The organism is Uliginosibacterium sediminicola, from assembly GCF_039631295.1.
In the GTDB taxonomy this organism is placed as follows: Bacteria; Pseudomonadota; Gammaproteobacteria; order Burkholderiales; family Rhodocyclaceae; genus Viridibacterium; species Viridibacterium sediminicola.
Map to the genome: position 1 here is coordinate 18,507 of NZ_JBDIVE010000007.1, position 13,680 is coordinate 32,186.

The following is a 13,680-nucleotide window of genomic DNA, read 5'->3' on the forward strand; positions in this document are numbered from 1 at the left end:
CGTCCTCTGTTCGCTACTGTGCCTGGCAAGTCTCGCCGGGTGCCATCGTATGGGGCTGGACAATCCCGGCCGCGATACTTTGCTGCCCAGCGGTGGCTTGCGCCTGACACCGCATTTCAATGTCAGCTATGTCGACATGGTGCTGATCGGTGGTGCGGTGGCCCTGGTCTACAAAGTGGTCGACCCGATGGCGCCGGCCTGGGAAATCGAGGAAACCCGCCGCGAGGGCAATCTCGTCAGTTACCGCCTGAGCATGCAGCGCATCAGCAGTGGCGGCGAGGGCGAGGCGCGTCTGGTGCTCGCACGGCGTGCTGCAGAGCTGGCACGGGAGCGCGGCATGCAGGGCTACCAGCTGATCCACTACAGCGAATCGATTGACTCACGCCTGTTCCTGCCACGCCGCATGGCTGAAGCCGATGTGGCGCTGATTGCGGCGCCGGCGATCAAGCCCTTGCCGAAGATCGAACCGAAGCTGGAGCCCAAGCCCGAAGGCAAGGTGGATGCAGGCATCAAGCCTGTGCCAGTTCTGCTGCCTGAGTCGGCGAGCAAGCCGGAGGCCGAACCACGACCAGGTACGCCGGTGCCTGCGCTGAGCTTGCGTTAGGCGTATTTCATTTAATTCAAGCGAGAGTGGCGTCTGCACGGCTTTGGCTGTGCAGACGCCACTTGTCCATGCCCTAGGCAAACACCCACAGACGCTCGGCGGGGATCTCGATCCAGTGTTCGCTGTCGGCGGCCAGCGGCAGATTGCCGTGTGCGCGGATGCGCGTGCCATTGCCATCGAACAGGTATTCCCAGTGGTCGCCCAGGTACATGCTGGTGATCACCCGCACACGCATGCGGTTGTCGCCGGGACCATCGACCTGACGCACGGCCGCCACACGCACCAGTCCGTTCGCTTCGCTGCCACTGTCCACCGTGCCACGGCGCTGTCCCCACAGGCTCCAGTCGCCCACGTCGATGCAGACGGCATCGCCGCGCGACTCGCGCACGCGCCCCTTGATCAGGTTGTTGGAGCCCATGAACTCGGCGACGAACAGCGATTGCGGGTCGCCGTACATTTCTTCCGGCGTGCCTTGCTGGGCGATGCGGCCCTGATTGAGCAGCAGGATGCGGTCGGACATCGCCAGCGCTTCGCTCTGGTCATGCGTCACCACCAGGGCCGAGAGCTGCAGGCGCATGATCAGCTCGCGCAGCCAGGCACGCGCTTCTTCGCGCAGCTTGGCGTCGAGGTTGGACAGCGGCTCGTCGAGCAGGATGACGGGCGGGTTATAGACCAGGGCGCGGGCAATGGCGACGCGCTGCTGCTGGCCGCCGGAGAGCTGGTGCGGGAAGCGTTCCTGCAGATGCCCCAGGCCCAGATTGTTGAGCGCTTCGTTGACCCGCTCACGGATTTCGCCGGCGGCCACTTTGCGCAGCTTGAGGCCATAGGCGACGTTATCGAAAACCGTGCGATGCGGCCACAGCGCGTAAGACTGGAACACCAGGCCCAGGTTGCGCCCTTCAGCCGGCACATCCTTGCCGGAGTTGCTGTTGAAGACGCGTCGCTCGGCGATGGTGATGGTGCCGGCATGCGGTGTTTCCAGACCGGCGACGGCGCGCAGCAAGGTTGTCTTGCCGCTGCCGGACGGGCCCAGCAGCGACACCACTTCGCCGCGTTTGAGCTGCATCGACACCCCCTTGAGGATGGGATTGCTGCCGTAGGACAGATGCAGGTCGTCGACCGAGAGGACGATGTCCGAGGGGATTTTGTTCTGATCAGTCATGGAGGCGGACTCCGAAGCGAAGTGCGATGGCCAGACCGCTGCCAACCAGCACGATGTTGATGAGGGAGAGTGCTGCAACGATGTCGATGGCGCCGGTGCCCCACAGGGACACCAGGACCGAGCCGATGACCTCGGTGCCCGGCGAGAGCAGGTACACGCCGGTCGAGTATTCACGCTCGAAGATCATGAAGATCAGCAGCCAGGAGGCGAGCAGCCCGTTGCGGATCAGCGGCAGGGTGACGTCGCGCGCCACGCGGCCGGGTTTGGCGCCGGTGCTGAGTGCTGCTTCTTCCAGCTCGGGGCCGACCTGCAGCATGGCGCTCTGGATCAGGCGCATGCCATACGCCAGCCATACCACGGTATACGCCACCCAGATGCTGATGATGGTGGTGCGCAGTGGGGCGAGCAGGGGTACGAAGAGGAACACCCAGAACACCGCCAGGCCGGCGAGCAGGCCCGGCACGGCACGCGGCGTCATCACCATGTAGTCGATGAAGCGCGTCCAGCCGTCGTGTTTGCGGTGCGCCGCCAGACCGATCATGGTGTAGCAGGCCACCGCCACCGCGCCACCGAAGACACCCAGCGCCAGCGTGTTGAGAATGGCGCGGATCATGTTGCTGTCTTCGAACACGGCGCGGAAATTGTTCAGCGTCAGTACATCGAGCGGATTGACGCCGATGCCCCAGTTGCTGACGAAGGCGCGCAGCGTGATGCCCATCAAGGGAATCACCACCGTCAGCAGCAGCCAGAAGCCGAGGATGCCCAGCGCCAGCCACTTCCACGGACCCAGCGAAAGCGCCTTCTGACGCGTCGCCTTGCCCTTGAGCGAGACATAGCGGTTGGCGCTGCGCAGCAGCAGACGCTGCAACAGTACCAGGGGCACGGTGATGGCGATGATGCACATCGCCACTGCCGCCATCAGCTGGTAGGAGGGCGTGCCGAGCTTGTTGGCGAGCTTGTAGAGGTAGGTGGTGAGCACCAGGTGACCTTCAGGGTCGCCCAGCACCAGAGGCAAGCCGAAGATCTCGAAGCCCAGGAAGAACACCAGTACGGCCGCATACATCAGCGCGGGAGAGACCATCGGCAGGCTGACATTGAGCGCCACGCGGAAAGGGCCGGCGCCGCTGATGCGCGCCGCCTCTTCCAGATCAGAGCCGATGTTCTTCAGCGCCGAAGAGCTGTAGAGATAGACGTGCGGTACGTGCGTCAGCCCGGCGATGATGGCGATGCTGGTCAGCGAGTAGATGTTCCAGGGCAGGTTGCCGATGTGCTCGATCCACAAGGCGGAGAAAAAGCCGGCCGGGCCGAGTGCGACGACATAACCGAAGGCCAGCACCACCGGCGAGACGAACACCGGAATCAACACCAGGGGTTCGAGCCAGCGACTGCCGGGCAGGTCGCAACGCACCAGCAGGAAGGCCAGCACGCCGCCCAGCGGTACGGCGATCAGGGCCATGCCCAGTGCGATGAAGGCGGAATTCTTGAAGGCAACGTAGAAATCCGGATCGTCGAAAACGAAGCGGAAGGCGTCCAGGCTAAACGTGTTCGCCGGCAGGAAGAAGGGGCCGGTGAGCAAGCTCTGGTAAGCGATCAGGCCGAGCGGTACGAGGACCGCGAGGCCGAGCAAAAGTATGACGGTGGCTCTGGAGAGCGACATCTTCATGATGGGAGTTCCCTGTGTGTCGGGATCCATGACGACGAGTCATGGGCAGCAGGAAGCCGTGCCACGGCACACCCGCGCCGCAGCGGGGTGTGTCGGGTCAGGCCGGAATGAGAAGCTGGGCGCTTGCGCTCAGGGCGCGATGGCGGTCTTCCATTGCTTGAGGAATTCCAGGCGCTTGGCCTGATCCAGGTAGCTCAAGAGGCCGGGGCCGATGGGCACCGGCTTGAGTGCGGAGCCCAGCTGCTTGCGCAGCGCTGCGGCATTGGTTTCGCCGGAGACGTCTTCACGCAGCGAATACAGGTCGCATTCGTTGGCGATCTTCTCCTGGCCGCGCTTGGAGAGCACGTAGTCCAGCCACAGCTTGGCGGCGTTCGGGTTCTTGGCCTTCTTGGCGATCAGCATGACGCGGCTGAGCACCAGCACGTAGTCCTTGGGATAGACGATGCCGATGTTCGGGTCCTGCTTGGCGCGCAGCAGGGCGTAGGAGCCGAGGATGTTGTAGCCGAGCAGGTTTTCGCCCGAGGACACACGTTCCATCATCGTGCCGGTAGAAGCTTGCACACGCACATTGGCAGCGCCGAATGCTTTGGTCATCGCCGCGTAGCCGGCTGAATTGGCCAGTTCGTCCTGCGCCAGCAGCATGAAGCCCACACCCGAACGCTCGGGGTCATAGGTGGTCACCTTGCCCTTGTACTTGTCGGCCTTGGTGCTCAGCAGGCGGGTCAGCTCGGCGTGGCTTTGCGGCACGTCGGCGGCATCGGTGAGGCGCTTGTTGTAGACGAAGATCAGGGGCTCGTAGGTCGTGCCATAGGCTTCATCCCGCCACACCGCCCAGCTGGGCAGACTGGCCGCTTCCGAGGATTTGTAGGCCAGCGCGTAGCCATCGTTGGCCAGCTTCACCTGCAGGTCCATCGACGAGCTCCAGGTCACGTCGGCCGAGCTGCCCGCCGCGCTCTCGGCGATGAAGCGGTTGTACAGCTCGGTGGTGTTCATGTCGTGGTATTCGACCTTGATGCCGGGGTAAGCGGCTTCAAAGTCCTTGATCAGCGGGCTGGCGGATTTCTGGTCGGTCGCGCTGTAGATGACGACCTTGCCTTCCTTGACGGCGGCGGCAACGACTTCCGGCGTGGCGGCCTCGGCGCTGATCGCGAAGATGCTCAATGCGAGCAGCGATACGAGCTTGTTCAGCTTCATGTGTGTCTCCTCTGTGGTGGTGCGGTTGGTCGGTGAGTGAGTCCCCGGCACGGCCTTTGACCGAGCCGCCCCCGTGGGGGCCAGGAAAGTCTTGGGACGGCCCGGCGACTTTCCTGAGGCGCTTGCAGCTACCGAAACTCTTGTTGAGACGGCATACTCTGCGCCGTCCCTTTCAATAATCTTTCAATCGCACCTCGCGATGCCTACGGTTTACCCGCATGCGTATCCTGCTTGTAGAAGATCACGATGATGTTGCTGAATGGCTGGCGCGTGCCCTGCGGCAGAGTGGCTACATTGTCGAACGCCTCGCGCGCGGCGACGACGCCGATCACATGCTGCTCACTCAGGTGTATGACTTGATCATTCTCGACCTGTCCTTGCCGGGGCTGGACGGCCTGGAAGTGCTGCGCCGTTACCGCCAGCGCGAAGGGCGCTCACCGGTGCTGGTGCTGACGGCACGCAGTAGTACCGAAGAGCGCGTACGCGGCCTCAACCTGGGCGCCGATGACTACCTGCCCAAACCTTTCGAACTGGCCGAGCTGGAGGCGCGCATCAAGGCGCTGCTGCGGCGCGCCGGCGGCCACGCGCAGGTGATTCGCGTAGCGCGACTGAGTTTCGACACCGCCACGCGGCAGACCCTGGTCGATGATCAGGTCCTGTCGCTGACACCACGCGAGCTGGCGGTGCTCGAAGCCCTGCTGGTGCGTGTCGGTCGTCCCATCGCTCGCGAGCAGCTGTTCGCCACCGTGTTTGGCTACGACGAGGAAGCGCGCGAGGAGGCCATCGAAATCTACGTCCATCGACTGCGCAAGAAGCTCGAAGGTTCGGGCGTGGCGATCACCACCTTGCGCGGTCTGGGCTACGTGCTCGGCGAGGTCCGCGCAGCATGATGTCGCTGCGGCGCTCGCTGGTGTGCTGGCTGCTGCCGCTGCTGCTGTGCACGCTGGGCCTCAATGCCATCTTTGCCTATGCTGATGCCATGCGAGCGGTGAATCTGGCCTATGACCGCACCCTCAGCGCATCGATCCGCGCAATCGCTGAACGCATCTACGTCAAGGATGGCAAGATCCTCAGCGATATTCCCTACTCGGCCCTCGACGCATTCGAGGGCAGCGATCAGGAGCGCGTGTTCTACGCCGTGCTGGGACCGGATTCGCGGCCCTTGACCGGCTACACCGATCTGCCGGTGCGCCCGGGTAATCTTGCCCCCATCGACAGGGTGGAGGTGTATGACGCCAGCTACCGTGATGAAAAGATCCGCGTCGGCGTCTTGCGCAAGCGACTGTTCGCGCCCGAGCTCGCTGGGCATGACGTGGTGCAGGTGGTGGTGGCCGAGACCACCGAATCGCGCCAGGCACTGGTGCGGCGCCTGTTCATCGAAGGCGTCTGGCGTGATGCCATGCTGGTGCTGGTCGTCGCTGTGGTGCTGGCCTTGCTGCTGTGGCGCATCTTCAATCCGCTGCTGCGCTTGCGGCGCGCCATCGAGGCGCGTGGCGCCGATGACCTGACGCCGATTCCGGTCGATGTCACGCCCAAGGAAGTACGCCCCTTGATCGATGCAATCAATCTGCATACGGCACGCATCGCTCGCATGATCGGTGCGCGAAAGCGTTTTCTTGCCGACGCAGCGCACCAGCTGCGCACACCGCTCGCCGTGCTCAGCACACAGGTCGATTATGCGTTGCGGCAGAGTGATCCGCGCGAGCTTCAACAGACGCTCGAAGGCCTGCGCGAGAGTATTCGCCGTATGCGCCACATGACCAATCAGATGCTCAGCCTGTCGCGCGCCGAGTCGGCCAATGGCTTGGTGCTGGAGACGCAGCGCGTCGATCTGGCGCGCATCGTGCGCGAGGCGGCACTGGAAATCACGCCCCTGGTGATGGCGCGTGCCCAGGAGCTCGCCTACCAGGGGCCGGAACGTGGGCTGTTCATGCAGGGCCATGCCGGCATGCTGCACGAGCTGCTGCTCAACCTGCTCGACAACGCGCTGCGCTACACGCCGGAAGGCGGGCAGATCAGCATCGTGCTCTGCGAAGAGACGCCTGATCTGTGTCTGGACATCATCGACAGCGGGCCGGGCATCCCGGTTGCGGAGCGCGAAAATGTGTTTGCCCGCTTTCACCGCCTGCTGGGGCAGGGCAATAGTTCGGGCAGCGGCCTCGGCCTCTCCATCGTGCGCGAAATCTGCCTTGCCCACAGCGGTCAGATCGCGCTGGGCGACGGAGCGGATGGCAAGGGGCTCAAGGTCTCGCTGCGTTTCCCGCTCAGCGCTTGAGCATGCCCTGGGTTTCGATGAAGGCGATGATCTGGTCGAGCCCCTGACCGGTTTTCTGATTGCTGAACACGAAGGGCTTGTCGCCACGCATCTTCTTCGCGTCGCGATCCATCACTTCGAGCGAGGCGCCCACGTAAGGCGCCAGGTCGATCTTGTTGATCACCAGCAGGTCACTCTTCATGATGCCGGGCCCGCCCTTGCGCGGAATCTTGTCGCCGGCTGATACGTCGATGACATACAGGGTGAGGTCCGAGAGTTCGGGCGAGAAGGTCGCCGCGAGATTGTCGCCACCGCTCTCGACAAAGACGATCTCCAGACCCTCGAATTTGCGCGTCAGCTGCTCGACCGCTTCGAGATTGATCGAAGCATCTTCACGAATCGCCGTATGCGGGCAACCGCCGGTCTCCACACCCAGAATGCGCTCAGCCGGCAGCGCCGCATTGCGCACCAGGAACTGCGCATCCTCGGCGGTGTAGATGTCATTGGTGACGACGGCGATGTTGTACTTGTCGCGCAAGGCGATGCACAGCGCCAGCGTCAGCGCCGTCTTGCCGGAACCGACGGGGCCGCCGATGCCGATGCGGAGAGGTTGTGTAGTTGTCATAGCTGGTTTCTTTGTTGGTCAGTATGGTTTTTGACGCGAAGGGCGCGAAGAAAAGCGAAGGTTCGCAAAGTTTTTAGGATTTACTTTATGAGCGTTCAAAGCGGTACTTGGCTTTTAACTTTTTACCTTCGTGGACCTTCGTTTTTCTTTGCGTACTTCGCGTCTCAAATAGCAGCATCAGGAGCGGAAAAGCCGCGTGTATTGCGTCTCATGCTGGCTACTCGCCAAGGTCATGCCGGGCGTGAAATTCTCCCAGTCCTCGCTGTCGGCGCGGCGGATTGCTTCGCTGGCGAGGCCGGGCAGGGCGGGCGAGAGGGCGACGAGCATGCGCTGGCCGGCGGTCTGGCCGAGCGGCACCAGCTTGACGGCGGCCATCACCTGGTTTTCCAGCCAGGCCCACAGATAGGTCGTAGCCGCGTCGTGTTCCTCGATCTGCCAGTGTGCCGCTGCGGCGGCCCAGGGCGTGGGATAGGCGATCTCGGCAAGGCTCGCGTGCGTGCTGCGGATGGCTTCTGGCATCTCCGGCAGGTCGCGCAGCAATCGCGCCAGCGAGTAGCCCATCTGCAAGGTTTCGGCGCGCAGTTCAGCGGTCTCGCGGGTGGCGATGAACTCGGCGTTGAGCCGCGCGACCGCCGCCACATCGGCGCTGCGCCAGGCACGCATCAGCGCGATCAGTGCCGGCGCTTCGCAGCGCGCCAGCGCAAAGTGCAGCGCATCGCTGATCCACTGCAGGGCCAGTGCTTCGTTCTTTACCGTGCCGCATTCCACCGCCCATTCCAGTCCTTGCGAATAGGAGAAGGCGCCAACCGGCAGCACCGGGCTGGCGAGGTGGAGCAGGCGGGCAAGCTGCAGGTTCATGAACGCGACCCGATGTGCGTAGGTCGGATAAGCAAAGCGCCATCCGACGTTTGCGATGACAACGTGTCGGATGGCGCTGCGCTTATCCGACCTACGTTACGCATTTGAGCCACCCATGATATGGATGCGTGCCTCGGTGGCGCCGCGTTCCGAGTGATGATGGCCGTGCGCGTAAGCGCCGGCCTCCGGCTCGAATGCAGCTTCGAGATGACTGAGTCGGGCGCCCAGGCCTTCGAGCATGTGTTCGAGCACATGGTCCTGCTGGATGCGCAGCGCGCCCTCGCAGACCTGCACCGCGACGTGGCGATTACCCAGGTGGTAAGCGATGCGCGCCAGCTCGTAGGCATTGTCGCAACGCGCTTCGACCAGGGCTTCCGGCGCCGACACGATCTCGATGATGCGGCCATCCTGGCTTTGCAGCTTGTCGCCATTGCGTAAGATGCTGCCACGCGGCAGGAACATGCCAACCTCTTCGCCGGATGCCAGTTGGGTACGCAGGCGACTCTTGGTGCGGGCGTCGAAGTTGAGGATCAGTTGTTCGCTGGCGGCGTCACTGCCGGTGTAGAGGGATTCGATGAGAAGCATGTCAGGCGATCCAGTTTTCGATCTTTAGACCGGGAACGCGACGGAATTCGCGTTCGTTGTTGGTAACAAGTGTCAATTCCTGAGTCAGAGCATGAGCTGCAATCTGCACGTCATAAGGCCCGATTGGGCTACCTTTCTGTGCGAGGAAGGCACGCAGCTCGCCTGTTCGGATGGCTTCGATTCGTTCGAAAGGCAGGATTTCAAATTCGTTGAGAAATGCTTCCAACGCAAAAAAGTTTTTTTTCGACCCCGATTTTGCGGTTCCGTAATAGAGCTCTCCGGCAACGATGGACGATATTGCGATGTCTTCAACGTCGTAGCGAGCGAAGTGCTGCCGTACCGTGTCGGGGTGTCCATTGATGAGATAAATGCAGATGTTGGTGTCCAGCATGTACTTCATTTGCCGGACCATAGTTGCTCAAGTTCAGGGCGTTCCTGCATTGCTGGTTGTTCGCGCTCGAAGACGAAGTCAGATTCAAACGCATCCAGCGCTGCAAACACATCAGCCCAGCTCTTCTTCTTTTTGAGCGGGCGCAGGATCACCGCATCCCCCTGTTTTTCAATTAGCACTTCGCTGCCCTCGAAACGGAATTCCTTGGGCAGTCGCACCGCCTGGCTGCGGCCGTTGGCAAAAAGCTTGGCTGTGATTTGCATGATTTCGCTCCGGGTTGGTATATATCAACAGTATATATCGCACTTTGGCGAAAACAAGTCTCAGAACAAGAAGTAACGCTGTGCCATCGGCAGGCTGGTGGCGGGCTCGCAAGTCAGCAATTCGCCTTCCGCGCGCACCTCGTAGGTTTCCGGATCGACCTTGATCTCGCCGTGCCAGTCGTTGTGCACCATGTCGGTTTTCTGCACGCCACGGATGTTCTTGACGGCAACCAGCGGCTTTTGCAGACCAAGGCCGTCGAGCGTGCCTTTGTCGAGCGCGGCTTGCGAGACGAAGGTCAGCGAGGTCTTGAGGCCGCCGCCGAAGGCGCCGAACATCGGGCGGTAGTGCACCGGCTGCGGCGTCGGGATCGAGGCATTGGCGTCGCCCATCGCAGCAGCGGCGATCATGCCGCCCTTGAGGATGGTGGTCGGCTTGACGCCGAAGAAAGCCGGCCGCCAGAGGACCAGGTCAGCGAGCTTGCCGACTTCGACCGAGCCGACGACGTGGCCGATGCCGTGGGCGATCGCCGGGTTGATGGTGTACTTGGCGATGTAGCGCTTGGCGCGGAAGTTGTCGTTGCGAGCGCCATCACCCTTGAGTGCGCCGCGCTGCGTTTTCATCTTGTGCGCGGTCTGCCAGGTGCGGATCACCACTTCGCCGACGCGGCCCATGGCCTGCGAGTCGGAGGAGAACATCGACAGCGCGCCGATGTCATGCAGGATGTCTTCGGCAGCGATAGTCTCGCGGCGGATGCGCGATTCGGCAAAGGCCACGTCCTCGGCGATGCTGGGGTCGAGGTGGTGGCAGACCATCAGCATGTCGAGGTGTTCGTCGATGGTGTTGATGGTGTAGGGGCGCGTCGGATTGGTCGAGCTGGGCAGCACGTTCTTGAGGCCGGCGAGCTTGACGATGTCCGGCGCGTGGCCGCCACCGGCACCTTCGGTGTGGAAGGTGTGAATGGTGCGGCCCTTGAAGGCGGCGGCGGTGTCTTCGACGAAGCCCGATTCATTGAGCGTGTCGGAGTGGATGGCGACCTGCACGTCCATCTCTTCAGCGACGCTCAGACAATTGTCGATGGCGGCCGGCGTGGTGCCCCAGTCTTCGTGCAGCTTGAGGCCGATGACGCCGGCATCGACTTGTTCGCGCAGCGGATCAGGCAGGCTCACGTTGCCCTTGCCGAGGAAACCCAGATTCATCGGGAAGGCGTCGGCCGCCTGCAGCATCTTGGCGATGTGCCAGGGGCCGGGCGTACAGGTGGTGGCGTAGGTGCCGGTGGCGGGGCCGGTGCCGCCGCCGATCATGGTGGTCACGCCACTCATGAGCGCCTCGTCGATCTGCTGCGGGCAGATGAAGTGGATGTGGGTGTCGATGCCGCCGGCGGTGATGATCATGCCTTCGCCGGCGATGATTTCGGTCGCTGCGCCAATGGCGATGGTAACACCCGGTTGCACGTCGGGATTACCGGCCTTGCCGATGCCCGAGATGAAGCCGCCCTTGATGCCGATGTCGGCCTTGACGATGCCCCAGTGGTCGATGATCAGCGCATTGGTGATCACGGTATCGGCGACCTCAGCAGCCACGCGCTGGCTCTGGCCCATGCCGTCGCGGATCACCTTGCCGCCGCCGAATTTCACTTCCTCGCCATAGATCGTGAAGTCGCGTTCGACCTCGACGACCAGCTCGGTATCGGCCAGACGCACGCGGTCGCCCACCGTGGGGCCGAACATTTCCGCATAGGCGCGGCGGGAGATTTTGCTCATGTCATGTTCCTTGAAATGCGAACGGCTTCACCGCACAGGCGCAAAGGAGAAAAAGATCTTCGCGCCTGTGCGGTGAAGGGTTTTGGTCATTACAACGCGCCTTGCACCAGACCACGGAAGCCATAGACCTTGCGGTCGCCGGCGAAGTCCACCAGTTCTATCGTGCGGCTCTGGCCGGGCTCGAAGCGCACGGCGGTGCCGCTGGCGATGTTCAGCCGCATGCCGCGCGCGGCTTCACGGTCAAAGCTCAGCGCCGCATTGGTCTCGGCAAAGTGGTAGTGCGAGCCGACCTGGATCGGGCGGTCACCGGTGTTTTCTACGCTGAGGCTGAGCGTGCGGCGGCCGACATTGAGGTCGATGTCACCATCATCGGTAAAGAGTTCGCCGGGGATCATCGCGGGCTCCTTACAGCGCGCCGCTGAGCAGGCCAAGGCCCAGCACGGCGACAGCGCCGCCGGCCAGACGCGGCAGCCAGACATGGCGGCGGAGCACGAAGTGGCCCGCCAGCATACCCGTCAGATGCAGTGCCAGCGTGCCGAGGACCATGCCGGAAAGCGCCGCCAGACCTTGCTCAGCGGGCAGCTCGCTGCCGTGCGCCAGACCGTGGAAGATGGCGAAGGCGCCGACCAGGGCTGCGCCGGCAGCCACCGGCAGCTTGATCTGGGTGGCCAGCATGACGCCCAGCACCAGCAGGGAGGCAGCAATCATCGGTTCCACCGCAGGCGCGTTGACGCCCGCCATGCCCAGCACGCCACCGATCAGCAGCAGGCCGGCGAAGGCGGCCGGCGCGGCAATCGCCTTGCGCAGCGAGTGCTGGAAAGCCAGCGCGCTCCACAGGCCGACGCTGAGCATTGCGGCGAGGTGATCGAAACCGGTGAAGGGGTGCGCCAGGCCAAGCAGGAAGGCGCTGCCGTGGTGATAGCCGCCGTCATGGCCGATGTGGGCAAAGGCCAGAGCAGGCAGCAGGGCAGCGAGGCTGAGCAGGAATTTTTTCATGGCAATCTCCAGATGAAAGCGGTGAAGCTTGGAATAGGGTCGCCGGCGCAATGCCGGATGCATCAGATGATCGGGTGGTGGACGGTCACCAGCTTGGTGCCGTCGGGAAAGGTCGCTTCGATCTGGATCTCGGGGATCAGTTCGGCGATGCCATCCATCACGTCGGCGCGGCTGAGCAGGGTGGTGCCATAGCTCATCAGCTCGGCGACGGTGCGACCGTCACGCGCGCCCTCCATGATGGCGGCGCTGATGTAGGCGATGGCTTCCGGGTAGTTAAGCTTGAGACCGCGTGCCTTGCGGCGCTCGGCAAGCAGGGCGGCGGTAAAGATCAGCAGCTTGTCTTTCTCGCGAGGGGTCAGTTCCATGGGCAGGGTCCTTCTTCAAAAGCAATAAGCACGAGGACAGCGGGCTGTCCTGGTGACGAGTGTCCGTTTCTTGCGCAGCACGCCGCCTGATTCCTCAGGTCGCCCAGATGCGCGGCCTGAGGGCTGCGCGTTGCAGGAAGGCGGGGCGGGCCAAGGTCCACGCCGCTTCAAAGTACTGGCGGGCCGCTTCGCTGGAGTGTGACAGCAGGCGCACCAGCGTGACATGCGGTAGCGCAGATATTCCGCATTCCACATCCCGGATGCTGATCCCGCGCAGGGCTTCGATCAGGGCCGCATCCGGCGCCATGCCGGCCAGCCACAGCGTGCCGAAAACGGTGTGGCCGCGCAGCGCCAGCGGCGACTGCATGGCGGCATCGGAGCCTTCCAGGTGCATGGCTTCGCGCCACAGCGGCGTACCGTCGGGACGCTGCAGGCGGATCTGCTGGCGGAAGCTGCCTTGGCTGAATTTCTCGCCGCTGGCCGTGCGTCCCAGACAGAGGATGTCCCAGCCGATGGCGCGGGCGCCCTCGGCCAGGGTGATGGTCGTTGTCGACAGCGCCTGCGCCTGATCGAAGACGATCACTTCCTGCGGCAGCCATTCGAGCACTGCATCGCGGGCAATATTCAAGCTGATCTGCTGGCTCGCCTGCGGCCCCTTGCTGCGATACCACTTGCCCGCGCCGGGTGTGGTCAGCTGGGCGTGGGCGCCGGCCTCGACATCAAGCTGAATGTTCAGCTGGTCGCCACCGGCAATGCCGGCCGGCGGGTGCAGCATGAGGATCTGGCAGACCGCATCGCCTTCCGGATGCAGGGCCTTTTGCACGCGCAGCGGGCCCTTGTGCAGATTGTGGGCGAGCACGCTGCGGCCGCCTTGTTGTGCGACGCGCAGCGCAAGAGATGCGTGCCAGTTCTGGCTGTCGCTGCTGGTGAGCGTCTGGGGAGTGAGCGGGGCATTCATG

16 protein-coding genes are annotated in these 13,680 nt (G+C 63.3%); 3 read left to right on the plus strand and 13 right to left on the minus strand.

Going from position 1 to position 13,680, the window contains the following annotated elements:
- Positions 1–49 precede the first annotated feature (49 nt).
- Entirely contained in the window at positions 50–604 is a 555-nt protein-coding gene (locus tag ABDB84_RS12985) for a hypothetical protein (protein ID WP_345920171.1), read from the plus strand.
- 73 nt (positions 605–677) lie between these two features.
- Here the strand turns inward: ABDB84_RS12985 and ABDB84_RS12990 are convergent, their stop codons facing one another.
- The 3 genes from ABDB84_RS12990 to ABDB84_RS13000 form a co-directional block, all read right to left on the minus strand.
- Positions 678–1,766: an ABC transporter ATP-binding protein gene (locus tag ABDB84_RS12990; RefSeq protein ID WP_345920172.1), complete on the minus strand. Its 1,089-nt coding sequence runs from the start codon at positions 1,764–1,766 to the stop codon at positions 678–680.
- A complete protein-coding gene (locus ABDB84_RS12995; protein ID WP_345920173.1) occupies positions 1,759–3,429 on the minus strand; it encodes an ABC transporter permease in 1,671 nt (556 codons plus the stop codon). The genes ABDB84_RS12990 and ABDB84_RS12995 overlap by 8 nt, the downstream gene beginning before the upstream one ends.
- Before the next feature lie 129 nt (positions 3,430–3,558).
- Positions 3,559–4,623, minus strand: a complete 1,065-nt coding sequence (locus tag ABDB84_RS13000) for an ABC transporter substrate-binding protein (RefSeq protein WP_345920174.1) — start codon at positions 4,621–4,623, stop codon at positions 3,559–3,561.
- Positions 4,624–4,841: 218 nt separating this feature from the next.
- Here ABDB84_RS13000 and ABDB84_RS13005 point away from each other — a divergent pair, with 218 nt between their 5' ends.
- Both ABDB84_RS13005 and ABDB84_RS13010 read left to right on the plus strand, forming a co-directional pair.
- A complete protein-coding gene (locus tag ABDB84_RS13005; protein WP_345920175.1) occupies positions 4,842–5,513 on the plus strand; it encodes a response regulator in 672 nt (223 codons plus the stop codon).
- A complete protein-coding gene (locus ABDB84_RS13010) occupies positions 5,510–6,898 on the plus strand; it encodes a sensor histidine kinase (RefSeq protein ID WP_345920176.1) in 1,389 nt (462 codons plus the stop codon). The genes ABDB84_RS13005 and ABDB84_RS13010 overlap by 4 nt, the downstream gene beginning before the upstream one ends.
- Here the strand turns inward: ABDB84_RS13010 and ureG are convergent.
- From ureG to ABDB84_RS13060, 10 genes are all read right to left on the minus strand, one after another.
- Positions 6,888–7,502 carry an urease accessory protein UreG gene (ureG, locus tag ABDB84_RS13015; RefSeq protein WP_345920177.1) on the minus strand — a complete coding sequence of 205 codons (615 nt, stop codon included), beginning with the start codon at positions 7,500–7,502 and terminating at the stop codon, positions 6,888–6,890. The genes ABDB84_RS13010 and ureG overlap by 11 nt on opposite strands.
- Before the next feature lie 177 nt (positions 7,503–7,679).
- The gene (locus ABDB84_RS13020; protein ID WP_345920178.1) at positions 7,680–8,360 is read right to left on the minus strand and encodes an urease accessory protein UreF; all 681 of its coding nucleotides are present in this window, start codon (positions 8,358–8,360) and stop codon (positions 7,680–7,682) included.
- 96 nt (positions 8,361–8,456) lie between these two features.
- Complete coding sequence (gene ureE, locus ABDB84_RS13025) at positions 8,457–8,945, minus strand: urease accessory protein UreE (RefSeq protein WP_345920179.1); 489 nt, start codon at positions 8,943–8,945, stop codon at positions 8,457–8,459.
- A gap of 1 nt (position 8,946) precedes the next feature.
- Positions 8,947–9,345, minus strand: a complete 399-nt coding sequence (gene vapC, locus ABDB84_RS13030; RefSeq protein ID WP_345920180.1) for a type II toxin-antitoxin system tRNA(fMet)-specific endonuclease VapC — start codon at positions 9,343–9,345, stop codon at positions 8,947–8,949.
- On the minus strand, positions 9,342–9,599 hold the full coding sequence (locus ABDB84_RS13035; protein WP_345920181.1) for an antitoxin: 258 nt from the start codon (positions 9,597–9,599) through the stop codon (positions 9,342–9,344). Before ABDB84_RS13035 ends, vapC begins: the two co-directional genes overlap by 4 nt.
- A gap of 60 nt (positions 9,600–9,659) precedes the next feature.
- A complete protein-coding gene (ureC, locus tag ABDB84_RS13040) occupies positions 9,660–11,360 on the minus strand; it encodes an urease subunit alpha (RefSeq protein WP_345920182.1) in 1,701 nt (566 codons plus the stop codon).
- A gap of 89 nt (positions 11,361–11,449) precedes the next feature.
- Positions 11,450–11,755, minus strand: a complete 306-nt coding sequence (locus ABDB84_RS13045) for an urease subunit beta (RefSeq protein ID WP_345920183.1) — start codon at positions 11,753–11,755, stop codon at positions 11,450–11,452.
- 10 nt (positions 11,756–11,765) lie between these two features.
- On the minus strand, positions 11,766–12,356 hold the full coding sequence (locus ABDB84_RS13050) for a HupE/UreJ family protein (protein ID WP_345920184.1): 591 nt from the start codon (positions 12,354–12,356) through the stop codon (positions 11,766–11,768).
- Positions 12,357–12,418: 62 nt separating this feature from the next.
- Positions 12,419–12,721 (minus strand): urease subunit gamma, encoded by a 303-nt coding sequence (ureA, locus tag ABDB84_RS13055; RefSeq protein WP_345920185.1) that lies wholly within the window; start codon positions 12,719–12,721, stop codon positions 12,419–12,421.
- A gap of 94 nt (positions 12,722–12,815) precedes the next feature.
- A complete protein-coding gene (locus ABDB84_RS13060) occupies positions 12,816–13,679 on the minus strand; it encodes an urease accessory protein UreD (RefSeq protein WP_345920186.1) in 864 nt (287 codons plus the stop codon).
- Position 13,680: the final 1 nt, after the last annotated feature.

Bases quoted from the DNA above. Each gene is read 5' to 3' on its own strand.
- ABDB84_RS12985 (WP_345920171.1), top strand. From the start codon at position 50: ATGGGGCTGGACAATCCCGGCCGCGATACTTTGCTGCCCAGCGGTGGC.
- ABDB84_RS12990 (WP_345920172.1), bottom strand. From the start codon at position 1,766: ATGACTGATCAGAACAAAATCCCCTCGGACATCGTCCTCTCGGTCGAC.
- ABDB84_RS12995 (WP_345920173.1), bottom strand. From the start codon at position 3,429: ATGAAGATGTCGCTCTCCAGAGCCACCGTCATACTTTTGCTCGGCCTC.
- ABDB84_RS13000 (WP_345920174.1), bottom strand. From the start codon at position 4,623: ATGAAGCTGAACAAGCTCGTATCGCTGCTCGCATTGAGCATCTTCGCG.
- ABDB84_RS13005 (WP_345920175.1), top strand. From the start codon at position 4,842: ATGCGTATCCTGCTTGTAGAAGATCACGATGATGTTGCTGAATGGCTG.
- ABDB84_RS13010 (WP_345920176.1), top strand. From the start codon at position 5,510: ATGATGTCGCTGCGGCGCTCGCTGGTGTGCTGGCTGCTGCCGCTGCTG.
- ureG (WP_345920177.1), bottom strand. From the start codon at position 7,502: ATGACAACTACACAACCTCTCCGCATCGGCATCGGCGGCCCCGTCGGT.
- ABDB84_RS13020 (WP_345920178.1), bottom strand. From the start codon at position 8,360: ATGAACCTGCAGCTTGCCCGCCTGCTCCACCTCGCCAGCCCGGTGCTG.
- ureE (WP_345920179.1), bottom strand. From the start codon at position 8,945: ATGCTTCTCATCGAATCCCTCTACACCGGCAGTGACGCCGCCAGCGAA.
- vapC (WP_345920180.1), bottom strand. From the start codon at position 9,345: ATGAAGTACATGCTGGACACCAACATCTGCATTTATCTCATCAATGGA.
- ABDB84_RS13035 (WP_345920181.1), bottom strand. From the start codon at position 9,599: ATGCAAATCACAGCCAAGCTTTTTGCCAACGGCCGCAGCCAGGCGGTG.
- ureC (WP_345920182.1), bottom strand. From the start codon at position 11,360: ATGAGCAAAATCTCCCGCCGCGCCTATGCGGAAATGTTCGGCCCCACG.
- ABDB84_RS13045 (WP_345920183.1), bottom strand. From the start codon at position 11,755: ATGATCCCCGGCGAACTCTTTACCGATGATGGTGACATCGACCTCAAT.
- ABDB84_RS13050 (WP_345920184.1), bottom strand. From the start codon at position 12,356: ATGAAAAAATTCCTGCTCAGCCTCGCTGCCCTGCTGCCTGCTCTGGCC.
- ureA (WP_345920185.1), bottom strand. From the start codon at position 12,721: ATGGAACTGACCCCTCGCGAGAAAGACAAGCTGCTGATCTTTACCGCC.
- ABDB84_RS13060 (WP_345920186.1), bottom strand. From the start codon at position 13,679: ATGAATGCCCCGCTCACTCCCCAGACGCTCACCAGCAGCGACAGCCAG.